The organism is Reyranella sp. GW821-FHT14A01 (assembly GCF_058803965.1).
The window spans coordinates 250,307-267,203 of record NZ_JBXAPM010000002.1 but is presented as its reverse complement, the minus strand read 5'-3'; the positions used below and the strand labels follow the sequence as shown (position 1 = coordinate 267,203).

The window sequence follows — 16,897 nt, the reverse complement described above, 5'->3', positions numbered from 1 at the left end:
GTGTCAGTCCTCCCAGACTCACGCGAGATCGGGCGTGTTTGTTGTTTCCCCGTTGCCGGGCAAGCTAGCACATCATGTGTACCGGCCAAGCCTTAAAGCGCCGGCCCCTTCAGTTCTATCTGGTTGCCTTCCGGATCATGGAAATAGACCGAGGGTCCGGTGCCTTCCGCACCGTAACGCTCGACGGTTTCGCCGACCGATACCCCGAGCGGCGCGAGCCGCATGACGATGGCGTCACGGTCGAATTGCCCAATGCGGAAGCACAAATGATCCATGTTTCGTGTCGTCACCTGCGCGTCGTTCGCAATCAGGTCGAGCAGCGAGGCGCCTGCTCGCATCTGCACAAGACCGAGCGTGTCGATACGCCGCTCCTCATGGAAGCCCAGCGCTTGTTCGTAGAACTTCACCATGCCGGCGAGGTCGCGCACCCGAAGGACGACATGGTCGATGCGTTCGACTTTGAAGGTCATGGCGAATAGCCTCCTCCAGCCAAGAAAACGAATCAATGGAGGAGATCATGGCGTTTGCAGTCAATGCCGCAAAGGCACGCCTGAAGAAAAACGAGCTGTCGATCGGCATCGGCATCCGGCTGGTCCGCAACGTCGACATCGTGAAGGTCATGAAGGCGGCGGGCTTCGACTGGCTGTTCATCGACCTCGAGCACGGCTCCATGTCGATCGAGACGGCCTGCGAGATCGCCATCGCGGCGCAGGATTCCGGCATCGCCCCGATCGTGCGCGTACCGTATGGCGAACTCACGATGGCGACCCGCGTCCTCGACGGCGGCGCCCTGGGCATCGTGATCCCGCATGTCGATACGCCGGAGGAGGCGAAGGAGATCGCCGACAAGCTGCGCTATCCGCCGCGTGGCCATCGCTCGGTGGGCGGCGGCCAGGCCCAGTTCGACTACGAGCCTATGCCGCTCGGTGAGATGACGACCAAGTCGGACGAGAACACGCTGATCGTGGTGATGATCGAGACGCCCAAGGCCGTCGAAAACGCCGATGCGATCGCGGCAGTGCCGGGAATCGATTGCCTGCTGGTTGGCTCCAGCGATCTCTCGATGGAGATGGGCATCCCGGGCGATGTCGGAAACCCCAAGGTCCAGGCCGCCGTCGACAAGGTCATTGCTGCTTGCAAGAAGCACGGCAAGTGGCCGGGCATGGGCGGCGCCTACACCGAGGAGCTGCTCAATATCTACACCGACAAGGGGATGAAGTTCCTGCTGGCCGGCAACGATCTGCCCATGCTGACCGCCGCCGCGCGAGGCCATCAGGCCAAGGTCCGCGCGTTCCAGAAATAAGAGCGCTGGGGGCGCGCCACTGCGAGCGGAGTAACCTCCGCTCTTAAGTGGCGCGATCATAAATAAGAGGAAGACGCGCCACGGAGTGGCGCGCCCCCAGCTTCCTAGCGCTTCCCTTCGATCTCGATCTCGATGAGGTGCGGCGTGCCGGACTTGAAGGCTGCCTCCACCGCGGCCTTGATGTCGTCGGCCTTGGCGACGTAGGTGCCGGCGACGCCCATGCCCTTGGCGAGATCGACGAAGCCCATGGTCGGGCCGGTCAGGTCCATGTGCATGTAGGGCTTGTTCGACTTCACGTCGAAGCGCTGGCGATAAGCATCGATATTGTGCTTGAGCACGCGATACTCACGGTTCGCCAGGATAATGAACACGATCGGCAGGTCGTGATGCGCCGCCGTCCACAGCGCCTGGATCGAGTACATCGACGAGCCATCGCCCGACACGCAGAGGATCGGCCGCTTGGTCTGAGCGACCGCGACGCCGATGGCGCCGGCCAGACCCTGGCCGATGCCGCCGCCACGGCCGCTGTAGTAATCGCCCGGCCCGTTGAAGATGAACGTCTTGAAGAGATCGAGGTTGGCCGTGATCGTCTCGTCGACCACGACGACATCCTTCGGCGAGCCAGCGCGGATCTCGGCCATGGCGCGCGCCATCGAGGTCGGCGTGCGCGACCAGGCCTTCTCGACCCTCGCTTTCTGCGCGGCATCGTCGTCCGCCTTGCGGGCTTTCATCGCGTCGTTGCGCTTGGAAGCGACCGCGGCATCGACTCCGGTCAGCGCCGCATCGAGCGCTTCGAGCGCCGCACCGGCATCGGCCACGACGCCGGCATCGAGCGTGAAATTGTGGGCCAGTCGCGACGCACCGGCCTCGATCTGCAGCACCTTGGTGCCGGCCGCGAAGGGCGAGCCGGCGGCGTACCAGACTTCCTCGAAGAAGGGACCGCCCACCATCAGCACGAGGTCGTTGCCCGCGAGCTGCTTGGCGATGCCCGCCGCATCGAAGGCCAGCGTGCCGCAATAAGCGGGATGATCGGTCGGGAAAGAGTTCTGGCCGCGCAGGCCTTCGAACCACACCGACGCGCCCAGCTTGTCGACCAACTTGACCAGCGTCTTGTCGGCGCCGGCGCGGGCCACGTCGTCACCGGCGACGATGGCCGGGCTCTTGGCGGCCGCCAGCAGCTTTGCCATGGCGGCAATACCCGCCGGATCGGGGCGCGTGGCGGTGTAGGAGTGGCCGGGCTTGCCGGCGGGAATGGATGTCTCCTGCTCCATCACGTCGATGGGCAGGGCCACGAAGACCGGGCCGGCCGGCGCCTCGTTGGCGATCTTGAAGGCGCGCTGGAGGATCGGCCCCAGCTCGTCGGCGCGCTCGACCTGCACGCTCCACTTGGTGACGGGCGCGGCGATCGACGCAAGGTCGTGGCCGAGCACCGGATCGCGCAGGCGCATGCGTGTGTCCTGCTGGCCCGCCGTCACCACCATGGGCGAGCTGTTCTTCAGCGCGCTGTAGATTGCGCCGATCGCATTGCCGAGGCCCGGCGCCACGTGGAGGTTCACGAAGGCGGTCTTGCCGCTGGCCTGGGCATAGAAGTTGGCCGCACCGGTCGCGACGCCCTCGTGCAGATGCACGATATAGTCGAGCTGCGGATAGTCGGGCAGCGAATCGAGCAGCGGGCTCTCGGTCGTGCCGGGATTGCCGAAGATGCGATCGACGCCGTGATTGATGAGCGTCTCCAGAAGGACCTGACGTCCACGCATTTGTCTCTCCCTTTTACTTTCCCTGTTTCGCCCGAAGCGCTTCCAGCGCCCGGTCGACGAATCCCAGACGGTCCTGGCCCCAGAAGCGCACGCCGTCGACGATGAAGGTCGGCGCCCCGAAGACTTCCAGCGCCTCGGCCTCCTGCGTAAAGGTCCGGTAGGCCGCCTGCACCTCTTCGCTCGTCTCCGCCTGATGCAGCGCCTTTCCGTCTAGCCCGTTCTCCTCGGCGATCGCGATCCGCACCTCGGCTGCAGCCGTGTCGCGCTCCTCGGCCCACAGGGCCCGCAGCAGCGCATGGCTCAGCCGGAAGGCGTCGAGGCCGCGCAGCTGCGCGGCGATCACCATCCAGCCCGGCCGCTTGTTCCAGTCCGGATCCGCGACCTTCTCGGGATAGTATCGAGGCTTGAGCGCCAGCGGCATCTGCAGGTAGCGCCGCCAGCGGTCCAATTCCTCCTCGTGATACGAGCGGCGGGCCGGCGGCCGGGTCCGCAGCGGCACGCCACCGGTCCGCGGAACGATCTCCTGGAAGTCGAACGGCTTCAGGACCAGCCGCACCTTGTGGCGCCGCACGATGTCTTCGAGCTGCGGGCCCATGAAATAGGCCCAGGGCGAGGACAGGCTGTAGAAGCACGGCAGTTCAATCATCGCGGCGGCCCTGCTAATGAAATGCGTGGAGGGTCAGAAGCACGGCATGGACGGTGTTGTCGAGCGGCATTCGGCGGGCCTGGACGAACTCGAGAAGGTCGCGCGCCACGACCTGACGCGGTTGAACTATCCGCCGGCCAACTGGGTGCCGGAGAAGACCGGACCCGACGGCAGGCGCGTGCTCGACGTCCTGATCGTCGGCGCCGGCATGTGCGGCCAGACCACGGGCTGGGGCCTGCTGCGCGAGGGCATCCGCAACATCCGCGTGATCGAGCGCAACACCCATGGCCATGAAGGCCCGTGGAACACCACGGCGCGCATGCCGACCCTGCGCTCACCCAAGCATCTCACCGGCCCCGATCTCGGCGTGCCCTCCCTCACCTTCCGCGCCTGGTACGAGGCGCAGTACGGCGCCGGGGGCTGGGAGAAGCTCTACAAGATTCCGCGCCTCGACTGGCTCTCCTATCTCCTGTGGGTGCGCAAGGTCGTCGACCTGAAGGTCGAGAACGGCGTGTCGCTGCTCAAGGTCGAGGCGGCGGGCGATTTCCTGCAGGCGAGCCTCTCGACCGGCGAGACAGTGCTGGCGCGCAAGATCGTGCTGGCGAATGGCCGCGACGGATCGGGCGGCTTCCGCTGGCCCTCGCTGCCGTCGTTCGATCCCGAAGACCCAAGCCGCGCCGGCCGCGTCTATCACACGCTGGAAGAGATCGACTTCGCAAAACTCAAGGGCAAGCGCCTCGGCGTGCTGGGCGTGCTCGCAACGGCCGTCGACAACGCCTGCACGGCACTGGAAGCGGGCGCGGCGGAAGCGATCTGCTACGCGCGGCGGCCACACCTGCCCCAGGTCAACAAGTCGAAGGGCGTGTCCTTCCCCGGCTTCCAGCGCGGCCAGGGCATGCTGGACGACGATTGGCGCTGGAAGATCTACACCTACATGCTGGCCGCCGGCTCGCCACCGCCGCACGAATCGGTACTGCGGGCACAGAGGCTGCCGGGCTTCGCCTTCCGCTTCGCCGAGCCGTGGCTCGACATGATCGTCGACAAGGACGGCGTCACCGTGAAGACGTCCAAGGCCACGGAGCGCTTCGACGCGGTGCTGATCGGCACCGGCTTCGATGTCGATATCGCGCGACGCCCAGAGCTCATCAATTTCACGCCTAACGTGAAACTGTGGGATGATACGCGCACAGAACAAGAAGCGAATGAAAACAAAGAAGCAGCGCGCTATCCCTATCTCGGACCGGGCTTCGAGCTGGTCGAAAAGGTACCGGGCCGCACGCCGCACATCGGCGACATCCATCTCTTCAACTGGGGCAGCATCCTGAGCCACGGCGCGCTCGCGGGCGATATTCCCGGCCTGTTCGTCGGCGCGACACGCCTCGTCCAGGCGATCTCGCACGCGCTGTTCCGCGAGGACGTCGAGAAGCACGTGCAGAACATGTTCGCGCAGGAAGACCCGGAACTCGCACCGACCGACTATTTCGTGCCGCGCGAAAAACGATCCGGCACGCTCTGAAAGGGAGAGACACATGCAGGCGGATTATGTCGTCGTAGGCGCGGGATCGGCCGGCTGTACCGTCGCCGCGCGTCTCAGCGAGACCGGCGCCTCGGTGATCCTGCTCGAAGCCGGCCCCAGCGACTGGCATCCGATGATCCATATCCCGGCCGGCATCCGCTCGCTGATCCGCAATCCGCTGGTGAACTGGAACTATACGACCGAGCCGGAGAAGGGCTCGGGCGACCGCCGCATCGAATGGCCGCGCGGGCGAACGCTCGGCGGTTCGAGCTCGATCAACGGCATGCTCTATGTGCGCGGCGCACCGGCCGACTTCGACAACTGGGCGCAGATGGGCTGCCGTGGCTGGAGCTACGACGACGTGCTGCCCTTCTTCATGAAGTCCGAGCAGTACGTGCAGGGCGGCGACAAGGAGGTGCGCGGCCAGGATGGCCCGCTCAAAGTCGAGGACTATCGCACCATCCTCCCCCTCACCCATCGCTTCGTCGAAGGCGCGCAGCAGGCAGGCTTCCCGTTCAATCCCGATCTCAACGGCAAGACGCGCCATGGCGTCGGCTACTCGCAGATGACTCGGCGTGCCCGCTGGCGCGGCTCGACGGCGCAGACCTATCTCCGCGAGGCGCGCGGCCGTCCAAATCTCCGCGTCGAGACGAACGCCCAGGGCGGCAAGCTGGTGTTCGAGGGCAAACGCTGTGTCGGCGTCACCTTCAAGCGCGGCGGCAACCTCACCGAGGTGCGCGCCAATCGCGAAGTCATCGTCTCGGGCGGCGCCGTCAACTCGCCGCACATCCTGCAGATCTCCGGCATCGGCCCGGCGGCGCACCTCCAGTCGCTCGGCATCCCGGTCGTGCACGACCTGGCCGGCGTCGGATCGAACCTGGTCGACCACTATGTCGTGCGCGTCGTGCATCGCGTGAAGGGCGCCGAAACGGTCAACGAGGTCTCCCGCTTCCCGCGCGTCCTGCCGGAGATCTTGCGTTTTGCCCTGACCGGCCGCGGCGCGCTCACCTTCGGCGTAACGACGGCGCAGGTCTTCTGCGACAGCCGCGAGGGCCTGGCCTCGCCCGACCTGCAGCTCCTGTTCACGCCCGGCAGCTCGCATCCGCTGAAGTTCGGCCAGCTCGACGAGCAGCCTGGCATGAGCTGCGTCGTCTGCGTCGTAAAGCCCGACAGCCGCGGCACCATCATGGCGGCCTCGGCCGATCCCTTCGCGCGGCCGCACATCAAGCCCAACTACCTCACCGCGCATACCGACGAGCTGGCCCTGCTGGGCGGCTTCCGCCATGTGCGCAGCATCTTCGCGGCGCCCGCCCTCACCCAGCACAGCGAGGGCGAAATCCAGCCCGGCCCCGACGTGAAGACCGATGCCGACCTGCTGGCCTATGCCCGCCGCGCCGGCAACACGCTCTATCACCCGGTCGGCACCTGCAAGATGGGCGAGGATCCGCGTGCTGTCGTCGATTCACGCCTGCGCGTGCACGGCATCCAGGGCCTGAGGGTCATCGACGCCTCGGTGATGCCGACGCTGACGACCGGCAACACCAACGCCCCCACCATCATGATCGGCGAGAAGGGCGCGGCGATGATCCGCGAGGATGCGCGCTGATGGTCAGCGGATCGGCGGTGCGTATTGCAGCCCGCCCTGGGTCCACAGCGCGTTCTGGCCGCGCGGAATCTTGAGCGGCGAGCCCATGCCGACATTGCGCTCAAAGCTCTCGCCGTAATTACCGACCTGCTTGATGATGTTGTAGACCCATTTCTCGTCGACCCCGAGCGCCTTGCCCATGCCCGGCGTGACACCGAGGATGCGCTTGATGCTGGGGTTATCGCTCTTCAGCATCTCGTCGACGTTCTTCGAGGTGATGCCGTATTCCTCGGCCTCGAGCATCGCGTACTGGGTCCAACGCACGATGTCCTCGAACTGGTTGTCGCCGTGGCGCACGACCGGTCCCAGCGGCTCCTTCGAGATGATCTCCGGCAGGACGATGTAGTCATCGGGATTCGGCGCGTTGGCGACGCGCGTCGCATAGAGGCGGGCCTGGTCGCCGGAATAGGCGTCGCAGCGGCCGCTGAAGAAGGCGCTGCGGCTCTGGTCCGGATCCTCGTATAGCACAGGTTTGAACGTCATCTTGTTGGTGCGGAAATAGTCGGCGATGTTGAGCTCGGACGTGCTGCCGGTCAGAACGCAGATCGAGGCGCCGTTCAGCTCCTTGGCGCTCTTCACGCCGAGCTTCTTCGGCACCATGAAGCCCTGGCCGTCGTAATAGGTGACACCCGTGAAATCGAGGCCGAGCGCGGTGTCGCGCGTCAGGGTCCAGGTCGAGTTGTTCGACAGCAGGTCGACCTCGCCCGCCTGCAGCGCCGTGAAGCGCTGCTGGCCCGACAGCGGCACATACTTCACCTTCTCGGAATCGCCGAACAAAGCGGCGGAGACGCCCCGGCAGATGTCGACGTTAAGGCCGGTCCATTTGCCATGGCTGTCGACCATCATGAAGCCGGCGATGCCGCCCACGGCCACGCCGCAGATGAGCTGGCCGCGTGCCTTGACGGCGTCGAGGTCCTTGCCGGCCATCGCCTGGCCGGCCGGGAGGAGCATCGCCGCCCCGATCGCCATCGCGGTGAACATCTTCTTCATCGAACGCCTCCTCCTTGAGGCCCCGGTCACTCGACCTTGGCGCCCACGGTCTTCACGACATCGGCCCACTTGGCGCGGTCGCGCTTCACCGTCGCCTGGAACTGCTCGATCGTTTCATAGCGCGGCGTGTTGCCGAGCTCGATCAGCTTCTTCTGGACATCGGCATCGGCCAGCGCCGTCTTGATCGCGAGATTCATCTTCTGTGCGATCGCGGGATCGAGGCCCTTCGGCCCGAACACGCCGAACCAGGTGTAGCTGTCGAAGCCCGGCAGGCCCGCCTCGTCGATCGTCGGCACGTCGGGAATGGCCGGCACACGTTGCTTGGTCGAGACGCCCAGCAGCTTCATCTTGCCGGCCGCCGCCTGCGGCATGGCGATCTGCACCTGGGCGAAGATGCAGCAGGTGTCGCCGTTCAGGACCGACTGGATGGCATCGGGCGAGCCCTTGTAGGGCACATGCACCATGTCGAGCCCGGCCTTGGCCGTGAACTCGGCGAAGGCGAGATGCGTGCCGGCGCCGTTGCCGGTCGAGGCGTAGTTGTACTTGCCGGGCGCGGCCTTCACCTTGGCGATGAAGTCCTTCACGTCCTTGGCGTCGATCGCCTTGGGATTGATCGCCAGCACGTTCGACACGTCGACCAGGGTCGAGATCGGCGTGAAATCCTTCTCCACGTCGAAGGGTAGCTTGCTGTAGAGCGAGGCATTGATGCCGTGCGTGCCGGCCGTGCCCAGCAGGAAGGTGTAGCCGTCGGGCTTGGCGTTCGCGACGAAATCGGACGCCACGTTGCCGCCGGCGCCCGCCTTGTAGTCGATCACGATGCGCTGGCCGAGCGCCTTGTCGAGCAGCGGCTGCAGCACGCGCGCCACCACGTCGGTGCCGGAGCCCGGCGGGAAACCCATGACGATGGTGATGGGCCGGGTCGGCCAATCCTGCGCCGCCGCCGGAAGAACGGCGGATGCCGCATAGAGGAAAAGCGCCGTAGCGCCGAGCAGGAATCTGCGCACTGTGGTCTCCTTCGAATTCGATACTATGGCTTATGCAAGAAACGGGGAAATGACATGGGTTACATGACCGACGAGCGCCGCATGATCCAGGAGACGGCGCGCGCCTTCGTCATGAAGGAAGTGCTGCCGGTCGCCAACAAGCTCGACCCGGAGAAGGGCGACATCCCGCCGGAACTGATCCGGAAGCTCGCGGACATGGGCTATTTCGGCATCGTCATCCCCGAAGAATATGGCGGCATGGGCCTCGGCGTCTTCGAATACTGCCTGATCACCGAGGAGCTGGCGCGCGGCTGGATGAGCGTCGCCTCGATCATCGCCCGTGGCAATGGCCTCAGCGCCGGGCGCGGCATGACCGAGGCCCAGCGCGCCGTCTTCCTGCCCCGCGCCGCCCGCGGTGAATTCCTGGGCGCCGCGGCCATGTCCGAGCCCAATGTCGGCTCCGACCTCGGCAGCATCGCCTGCCGCGCCCGCCGGGACGGCGAGGACTGGGTGGTCACCGGCAACAAATACTGGTGCACCTTCGCCGACGGCGCCGACTACATCATGCTGGTCGCCCGCACCTCCGACGCGCCCGATCCCAAGCGCAAGCATGTCGGCCTCTCCTCTTTCCTGATCGAGAAGCCCAGGGGCACGCTGCCGCCCGGCGTGAAGGGCGCGCCGATTCCCAAGATCGGCTACTTCGGCTGGAAGACCTGGGAGCTGGCCTTCGACGAATGCCGCCTGCCCGGCTCGGCGCTGATCGGCGAGGAAGGCCGCGCCTTCTATTACATCTCGGCCGGCCTCGAACGCGCCCGCGCCCATACCGCCGCTCGCGCCATCGGCCTGGCCCGCGGCGCGCTGGAGGACGCCACCGCCTATGCGCAGGAGCGCCGCCAGTTCGGCCAGGCGATCGGCGACTTCCAGAACACGCGCTTTCGCCTGGCCCGCATGGCGACCGAGATCGAGGCGTCGCGCCAGCTCATGTATTTCGTCTGCGACGAGATCGACCAGAAGCGGCGTTGCGACAAGGAAGCCGCGATGGTGAAGTTCCACGCCTCCGAGATGGCCGAGAGGGTCACCTCCGAGGCGCTGCAGGTGTTCGGCGGTGCCGGTTACACGACCTTGCATGCCGTCGAGCGCTACTGGCGCGACGCGCGCCTCACCAAGATCTTCGAAGGCACCTCGGAGATCCAGCAGCGCATCATCTCCGATCATCTGCTCGGCAAGCAGAAGGCTTAGAGCTTTTTAGCAAAGGACCCGTCGTCTCGACCGAAGCGCCGAAGGCGCGAAGCGGAGAGACCTTTTATCGACCCAAAGCCGGCAAATCGTGGAGAGAAGATCTCTCCACTCCGCCTCGCTGCGCTCGGCTTCGGTCGAGATGACGGGACTTACGGCCGCGAGGGACGCTCTCGATTGCGGCAAGCCTCCGCCACCCGGGGCGCGATCAGCGTCGCGAACTTGGACGAGCCTGTCGGCGAGAAGTGCTCGCCGTCCCAGAAATCGGCGGCCTCGAACTGCTTCTCGTCGATGGCGATGTAGGTATCACCGAGCGCCGCCGCTTCGCGCTGCAGGATGCCCGTCAGCCGCGCGAGCAGCGCTCTCAGGTCGCCGATCCTCACATAGGGCGCCCACAGGCTGCCGCGCCAGCTCGCCGTTTCGAGCGAGGCGTGATCGAAGACCTCGCCGATCCAGACGGTCGCAATGCCGCGCTGGCGGTTGATCGCCGAGATCGTCCTGACGTTGCGCGTGAAGATCGCCTCAAGCGCCGGATCGGGATCGGCACTCACCTGCCCGTCGGGCTTCGGCGCTCTTGCGGTATCGAAGGCGAAGGCAGCCAGCCTGCCGAGAAGACGCAGCAGAGGCGACACGGCGGGAAGCAGGCGTTCGACGCGGCGCACGTTCAGGGCATCGATCAGCAATGGCGTCTGGTAGTCCGCATATCCCGGATCGAGATCGCGGATATGGGCACTGGTGACATCGCCTCCGCCGACGAGATAGACGGCACAATCGGGCTGCGCGCCGTAGGCCGACTGATAGAAGGCCGTCCGGATCACGATCTGGACCGTGCTGTTGGACGTGACGCCGTGGTTCAGCACGGCGAACCGCTGGCCTCCCAACAGGGCTTCGAGTCGTTCGGGCCAGGTCTCGCCGTCGCGAACCGCAAGGTCCTCGGTCGTCGAACCGCCGAAGACGGCGACGATCGTCTTGTCGCGCAGCTCTCCGGGCGACCGCTCGCGACCGCGCAGGCCCTGCGAATCGACATGGTACGTCCTGGAGGCATTCCCCGAGGTCGGCACGTTGGCCGCCTGCAGGAGGGGATGCCAGCGCCGGATCACCTCGCGCGGCCTGTCGGACGGCAGGAGATCGCTGTTCGCCAGGTCGTGGCGGGTCATGGCGACAGAGCCGAGGCCGAGGCCCAGCTCGATCGCCGCGAGCGACAGCATCACCATCGTGATGCGCGGCCAGCGGGCGCAGACGATGCCCAGCCCGAGCAAGGCCGCGACATAGGCGAAGTACCAGCTGCGCGGCGAGCCCGGCGCCAGTTCGGTCGCGAACCCGTAGCGCCACACGATCGCGCCGGCCACCCCCGCCAGCGCCAGCGACACGACGACGGCGAGGGTCCGCTCGAACCGATAGGGCCTCGCCAGCCCGACATGATGTGCCAACCAGCGGATCATCGATCCGCGGGGAATATCACGCCGCCGCAAGCCTCACAAAATGCCGGCGTTCAGCGGCCCAGCAGGTTGGCCCGGACGTTCGCCCAGAAGCCCGGATCGCGCGGTGCCGAACGGCTGACCGCCGCCATCTTGCGATAGAGATCGCCCAGCGACCGCTTGCCGGCATCGGCCCGCAGCTTGGTGCCGTCGGCGCCGGGTTCCAGGGTCAGCTCGCGCGTATGGAAGACTTCGAGGCCCGGCCGGTGACCGATGCTGACGACCGAGGTCTCCGGCAGTTCCTCGATCAGGAGCTTCATGACATTCTCCTGGCCGGCCTCGTCGAGCGCCGAGGTGGCCTCATCCATGAAGATCCACTCCGGCTTGTGGACCAGCACGCGGGCGAAGGCCACGCGCTGCTGTTCGCCGCCGGACAGGATGTGGTCCCAGCGTTCGGTCTCGTCGAGCCGGTCGCGGAGATGGTCGAGCCCGACCTTGTGCAGCATGTCCTTCAGCACCTCGTCGCTGATCCCCTCCTCCGGCTCGGCCGGATAGAGCATCGCGTCGCGCAAGGTGCCCAGCGGGAAGTAGGGCTTCTGCGGCATGAAGGTGATGGTGCCGGTCGGCAGGTGGATGGCGCCGCGCCCCCACGGCCAGACGCCGGCGACCGCGCGCATGATCGTGCTCTTGCCGCTGCCCGACTGGCCGCGGATCAGGACCCGCTCGGGCCGCTGGATCTCAACCTCGGCTTCGGCCACCAGCATTTCACCGCTGGGGCGCGCCACGCCCAGCTCGCGCATGATCAGCTTGTCGGACTCGCCCGCCGGGTGGACGACGATGCGCGCCTCGTCGGCGGCCTCCGTGCTTTCCTCCAGGTCGGTCAGCGCCATGTGGAGGTGCACGACCCTATCGGTCGAAGCGCGCCACTCGGCGAATTTCGGGAAATTGTCGATCAGCCAGGAGAGCGCCCACTGCACGCTGGAGAAGGCCTGCGCCGTCTGCATCAGGCCGCCCAGCGCGATATCGCCGCTGAGATAGCGCGGCAGGGCGACGATGAGCGGCACGATGGGCGCCAGATAGGCCAGCGAGCTGGTGAGCAGCGAGAGATTGCCCTGGCCGCGCGTCTGGACGTTCCAGGCGGAGCGCAGGTCGAACAGCGAGCCGCGCAGCCGTTCGCGCTCGTCGTCCTCGCCGCGCATCAGGGCGATGCCCTCGGCATGCTCGCGCGCCCGCGTCAGGCCGGAGCGGAAATCGGCCTCGCGGCTCTGGCGGATGTTGCCGGCATGGATCAGGCCGCGGCCCAGAAAGTATGTGAGCAGCGAGCCGATCAGGGCATAGGCCACGGCGGCCCACACCATGTAGCCTGGCAGGTTGAACTCGATGCCGAACAGCTTGATCGGCATCGTGCCCGACAGGATCCACAGCACGCTGAGAAAGGTGACGAGCTGCAGCGCGCATTGCAGGATGCTCTGGGCGAACTCGACGGCGAGCTCTGTCGAGACACGGATGTCCTCGGCGATGCGCCCGTCGGGATTGTCGACTTCGTCGGCCAGCATGCCGAGCTGGTACTGGCGGCCGGTGTTCAGCCAGCGCAGCACCGTGACGTGCGACAGCCAGGACCGCCAGTTGATCTGCAGCCGGCGCTTGATGTGGAGTTGGATCGCCACCGCGACGCCCGCCGAGACGACGATGGCGGCCAGGATCCACAGCAGCCTCATGAGCTCCCCGACGTCACGCTTGTCGAGGGCGTTGAAGAAGTCCCGGTTCCAGATGTTCAGCCACAGCGCGATGCCGACATTGGCGATACCGAGCAGGACCAGGCCGCCGGTGAGCGACCAGGCGACTAAACGATATCCCGGCGCCGTCCAGTATCCACTGGCAACGGCGGCGAAGGCGCGTATCGAGCTATGCGGTGTATCCAATCAGTCGCGGAAGCCCGGATCGATCCGGTCGAGCTTCCGCAGGAGCGCCGGCCAATCCAGCAGGCCGAACGGCCGCCGGGTCTTCGGCTGGTAATTCGTGTAGGTCGCCTCAACCACGTCGGCCGGGACCTCGATCAGCTTGGTGTTGCACGACATGGCCGCGATCTGCGTCTTGCAAGAAAGCTCCAGCCGATGCATGGCGTTGAACGCCTCTGGGATCGTCGCGCCGGTCGTCAGCAGACCGTGATTGCGCAGGATCATGGCGTTGTTGTCGCCCAGGCTCTCCACCAGCGCCTCGCGCGCGGCGAGATCGAGGACTACGCCGTCGAAATCGTGATAGCTGATCTTGGCGAAGCGCATCGAGGTCTGCGTATTGGCCAGCAGGCCGCATTCCATGGTCGAGACGGCCATGCCGGGCCAGGTGTGCGTGTGGATCACGCAGCCGACATCGTGCTTGGCCATATGGATGGCGCTGTGGATCACGAAGCCGGCGCGGTTGACGCCGTAGTCGAGCCCGCCATTGAATTCCGGCTTGGCGAGGATGTTGCCCTCGTGATCGATCTTCAGGAGGCTCGACGCGGTGATCTCTTCATAGAGCAGACCGTAGGCGTTGATCAGGAAGGCGTTGTCCTCGCCCGGTACCCGTACCGAGATGTGGTTCGCGATCAGGTCCGACATGCCGTACAGGTCCATCAACCTGTAGCAGGCGGCTAGATCGACACGAGCCTGCCACTCTTCGGGCGAGACGTTCGATCGGAGATTGGCAACTTTTGAAGTCTTGAGGGCGTGCACGGCCATGGAAACGCTCCAGGAATAAAACGGTTCCTGAGGCTAGACCTGCCCTCCCCGGTCGTCCATTGGCGCCTCAGGCGAGCCCGCGCGCTGCGAGATAGGCGCCGAGGGTCAGAAGACCGGCGAAGAACCACAACCGGAAGGTCTGGGGCGACAGTCGCGCCCGCACCGCCTGCCCCAGCCGCATGCCCACCAGCGCCACCACGACGCCGGCCAATGACGGCCACGCCAGCCCCAGGACGAGGCCGCTGCTGCCCACCAGGGTCACCGCCAGGGCCAGGGTCGACACGGTGAAGGAGAGGCCCAGCGCCTGCACCAGCTCGTCCTTGGTGAGGCCGATCGCCTGAAGGTAGGGCACCGCCGGGATGACGAAGACCCCCGTGGCGGCGGTGATGGCTCCCGTCACCGCGCCGGTCACCGGCCCCAGCCAGCCTTCCGAACGCTTCGGGACAGTGAGCTTGAGAGCCGCAAGGCCGGTCGCGGCGTAGGCGACCAGCGCGACGCCCAGCGCCAGGGCACCATAGGGTCCGCCCAGGCCTGACAGGAAGGCCGCGCCCGCCCAAGTCCCGAGGCAGACGCCGAGGTTGAGCGGCCACAGCCGGCGCAGCAGGGACTTGAGGTGCGGGCCGTCGACCATCTGCCACACGTTGGTCACCAGCGACGGCAGGATCAGCAGCGCCGCCGCTTCCACTGGCGAGAGGACGATGGCCAGCAGACCCATCGAGATGGTCGGCAGGCCGAGGCCGATGATGCCCTTGGTGAAACCGGCCAGCGCGAACACCACCAGGACGAAGGCCAGGGTCGAAAGCTCCATGCGGCAGACTTGAACTGTCGGCATTTGGCTCGCAATCTGGAGAATATGGAGTCTACCTTCGGATTAGACGAAGGCTCGGAGATCCGCCATGCGCTTCGACTTTACCGACCTCAGGCTGTTCCATCACGTGACGCAAACGGGAAGCATCACCCGCGGCGCCGAACGCGCCCACCTCGCCCTGGCCTCGGCGAGTGCGCGTATCCGCGGCATGGAGGAGATGCTGGGCGTTCCCCTGCTGAAGCGCGGGCGGCGCGGCGTCGAGCCGACGGACGCGGGCCGCAGCCTGCTCGACCATGCCCGCATCGTGCTGCAGCAGATGGAGACGATGCGCGGCGATCTCGGCGCCTATTCGCGCGGGCTCAAAGGCAGCGTCCGCATCCTTGCCAACACGTCGGCCCTGTCGGAGCACCTGCCGGCCCTGCTGGCGGATTTCCTGGCCGCCAACCCGACGATCGATATCGATCTCGAGGATCGCGAGAGCCCGGCGATCGGCGCCGCCATCGTCGCCGGCGACGCCGATATCGGCATCGGCTCGCAAGCCGCCCTCGTCTCCGGGCTGGAAAGCCATCCCTTCCGGGCCGATCGCCTGGTGCTCATCGTGCCGGCCGGGCATCGCCTCGCGGGCAAGCGCCAGACCGGCTTCGCCGACCTGCTCGACCTCGATTTCGTGGGCCTGCCGCGTGGCACCGCGCTCGACGAGCATGTGGCCATGCAGGCCGCCCGCCTCGGCCGCGCGCTGCGCCTGCGCGTCCGGGTCAACAGCCTCGACGCGGTCTGCGCGATGGTCGCGGCCGGCGTGGGCGTGGGAATCGTGCCGGAGATGACGGCCCGCCGGCATCGGCGCGTCCTGCCGCTCGCCACGGTCCGCATCGCCGAACCGTGGGCGCTGCGTGAGCTTGCCCTCTACGTCCGCGATTCGAAGCGCCTGCCGCGACCGGCGCGACAGCTCTTCGAGGCGCTGCGCAAGGATGCCTAGCGCTTGCGGACCGGCTTGAGGTCCGACGCGATCGGATAGGCCGTCGTCGACTTCACCCTCTCCATCGAGAAGCGCGAGGTCACGTTCTTGAGCGGCATGGTGTCGATCAGCTTCTTGTAGAACAGATCGTAGGCCTGCATGTCGGGCACGGCGACCCGCAGCATGTAGTCGATATCGCCGGCCATGCGGTGGAACTCCATCACCTCGGGCATGGCGGTGACGGTGCTGGCGAACCTGGAGAGCCAGGCCGAGGAATGGTCGCCCGTCTCGATCGACACGAAGACGGTGAGGCCCACGCCGATCAATTCGGGCGAGATCAACGCCACCCGCTTCAGGATGACGCCGGACTTCTCCAGCCGCTGGATGCGCTTCCAGCAGGGGCTTTGCGAGAGGCCGACGCGATGGGCGATCTGCGCCAGCGAAAGGCTCGCATCCTCCTGGAGGAGCGCCACGATCTTCTTGTCGATGGCATCCATGATTCAACTATCCGTGGGAAACGGTCGGCCGGCGTGATCGGCGGAGTTTAGACCGGAAGCGACTCGAGACGCACCGGGGCGCCCAGGCGCTCGGTGAGCACGACGGCAAGCGCCTCGACGTCGCCATCCACGCGCCCGGCATAGTTCACGAGCCGCGGATGCGCCTCGTCGAACCAGGAGAGACGCCAAGACCCGGCCTCGCACATCAGCGAGCCCACCACGCGCCCCTGCGCGGAGATCGTCCAGAGAGCGGGCTCCTCATAGGCCGCCTGGAACAGGCGCGCCGCCCGGGCGACAAGGGTACTGGCAAGACTGAGCATTCCAGGACTGTAGAGGCGAGTTCGCTACTGCAGCAATGAAACGGTCGGTCGAATCGGGTGGCTGCAATGGCAGGAAAAGCTCCGGGATGCACCGGGGAGAGAA

The 16,897-nt window shown here is 66.4% G+C and carries 16 protein-coding genes; 5 read left to right on the top strand and 11 right to left on the bottom strand.

What is annotated here, in order from left to right; translation table 11 throughout:
• Positions 1-92: 92 nt before the first annotated feature.
• Positions 93-470, bottom strand: a complete 378-nt coding sequence (locus AC1ROX_RS05115) for a VOC family protein (RefSeq protein WP_493123067.1) — start codon at positions 468-470, stop codon at positions 93-95.
• Positions 471-517: 47 nt separating this feature from the next.
• Between AC1ROX_RS05115 and AC1ROX_RS05110 the strand changes: the two genes are divergently transcribed.
• Positions 518-1,303 (top strand): HpcH/HpaI aldolase family protein, encoded by a 786-nt coding sequence (locus AC1ROX_RS05110; RefSeq protein ID WP_493123065.1) that lies wholly within the window; start codon positions 518-520, stop codon positions 1,301-1,303.
• A 104-nt stretch (positions 1,304-1,407) separates the two neighbouring features.
• Here AC1ROX_RS05110 and AC1ROX_RS05105 read toward each other — a convergent pair whose 3' ends face one another.
• Both AC1ROX_RS05105 and AC1ROX_RS05100 read right to left on the bottom strand, forming a co-directional pair.
• Positions 1,408-3,060: a thiamine pyrophosphate-binding protein gene (locus AC1ROX_RS05105; protein WP_493123063.1), complete on the bottom strand. Its 1,653-nt coding sequence runs from the start codon at positions 3,058-3,060 to the stop codon at positions 1,408-1,410.
• A 13-nt stretch (positions 3,061-3,073) separates the two neighbouring features.
• Complete coding sequence (locus tag AC1ROX_RS05100) at positions 3,074-3,706, bottom strand: 2-hydroxychromene-2-carboxylate isomerase (RefSeq protein ID WP_493123061.1); 633 nt, start codon at positions 3,704-3,706, stop codon at positions 3,074-3,076.
• Between the two features lie 46 nt (positions 3,707-3,752).
• Here AC1ROX_RS05100 and AC1ROX_RS05095 point away from each other — a divergent pair, with 46 nt between their 5' ends.
• Complete coding sequence (locus AC1ROX_RS05095; RefSeq protein ID WP_493123060.1) at positions 3,753-5,222, top strand: NAD(P)-binding domain-containing protein; 1,470 nt, start codon at positions 3,753-3,755, stop codon at positions 5,220-5,222.
• Between the two features lie 13 nt (positions 5,223-5,235).
• The gene (locus AC1ROX_RS05090) at positions 5,236-6,828 is read left to right on the top strand and encodes a GMC family oxidoreductase (RefSeq protein ID WP_493123059.1); all 1,593 of its coding nucleotides are present in this window, start codon (positions 5,236-5,238) and stop codon (positions 6,826-6,828) included.
• A gap of 3 nt (positions 6,829-6,831) precedes the next feature.
• Here AC1ROX_RS05090 and AC1ROX_RS05085 read toward each other — a convergent pair whose 3' ends face one another.
• A complete protein-coding gene (locus AC1ROX_RS05085; RefSeq protein ID WP_493123058.1) occupies positions 6,832-7,857 on the bottom strand; it encodes an amino acid ABC transporter substrate-binding protein in 1,026 nt (341 codons plus the stop codon).
• A gap of 26 nt (positions 7,858-7,883) precedes the next feature.
• Positions 7,884-8,861: a Bug family tripartite tricarboxylate transporter substrate binding protein gene (locus tag AC1ROX_RS05080; protein ID WP_493123057.1), complete on the bottom strand. Its 978-nt coding sequence runs from the start codon at positions 8,859-8,861 to the stop codon at positions 7,884-7,886.
• Between the two features lie 54 nt (positions 8,862-8,915).
• On the opposite strand from AC1ROX_RS05080, the gene AC1ROX_RS05075 reads away from it, so the two are divergent.
• The gene (locus AC1ROX_RS05075; RefSeq protein ID WP_493123056.1) at positions 8,916-10,079 is read left to right on the top strand and encodes an acyl-CoA dehydrogenase family protein; all 1,164 of its coding nucleotides are present in this window, start codon (positions 8,916-8,918) and stop codon (positions 10,077-10,079) included.
• Between the two features lie 149 nt (positions 10,080-10,228).
• Here AC1ROX_RS05075 and AC1ROX_RS05070 read toward each other — a convergent pair whose 3' ends face one another.
• The 4 genes from AC1ROX_RS05070 to AC1ROX_RS05055 form a co-directional block, all read right to left on the bottom strand.
• Positions 10,229-11,518 carry an SGNH/GDSL hydrolase family protein gene (locus AC1ROX_RS05070; RefSeq protein WP_493123055.1) on the bottom strand — a complete coding sequence of 430 codons (1,290 nt, stop codon included), beginning with the start codon at positions 11,516-11,518 and terminating at the stop codon, positions 10,229-10,231.
• Positions 11,519-11,568: 50 nt separating this feature from the next.
• Positions 11,569-13,416 carry an ABC transporter ATP-binding protein/permease gene (locus tag AC1ROX_RS05065; RefSeq protein WP_493123053.1) on the bottom strand — a complete coding sequence of 616 codons (1,848 nt, stop codon included), beginning with the start codon at positions 13,414-13,416 and terminating at the stop codon, positions 11,569-11,571.
• Positions 13,417-14,214, bottom strand: a complete 798-nt coding sequence (locus AC1ROX_RS05060) for a class II aldolase/adducin family protein (protein WP_493123051.1) — start codon at positions 14,212-14,214, stop codon at positions 13,417-13,419. It lies immediately after the preceding gene.
• 67 nt (positions 14,215-14,281) lie between these two features.
• Positions 14,282-15,046 carry a sulfite exporter TauE/SafE family protein gene (locus AC1ROX_RS05055; protein ID WP_493123049.1) on the bottom strand — a complete coding sequence of 255 codons (765 nt, stop codon included), beginning with the start codon at positions 15,044-15,046 and terminating at the stop codon, positions 14,282-14,284.
• 64 nt (positions 15,047-15,110) lie between these two features.
• Between AC1ROX_RS05055 and AC1ROX_RS05050 the strand changes: the two genes are divergently transcribed.
• Positions 15,111-15,998 carry a LysR substrate-binding domain-containing protein gene (locus tag AC1ROX_RS05050; protein ID WP_493123047.1) on the top strand — a complete coding sequence of 296 codons (888 nt, stop codon included), beginning with the start codon at positions 15,111-15,113 and terminating at the stop codon, positions 15,996-15,998.
• Here the strand turns inward: AC1ROX_RS05050 and AC1ROX_RS05045 are convergent.
• Complete coding sequence (locus AC1ROX_RS05045; RefSeq protein ID WP_493123045.1) at positions 15,995-16,474, bottom strand: Lrp/AsnC family transcriptional regulator; 480 nt, start codon at positions 16,472-16,474, stop codon at positions 15,995-15,997. The genes AC1ROX_RS05050 and AC1ROX_RS05045 overlap by 4 nt on opposite strands.
• Before the next feature lie 47 nt (positions 16,475-16,521).
• The gene (locus tag AC1ROX_RS05040) at positions 16,522-16,794 is read right to left on the bottom strand and encodes a hypothetical protein (protein WP_493123043.1); all 273 of its coding nucleotides are present in this window, start codon (positions 16,792-16,794) and stop codon (positions 16,522-16,524) included.
• Between the last annotated feature and the right edge of the window lie 103 nt (positions 16,795-16,897).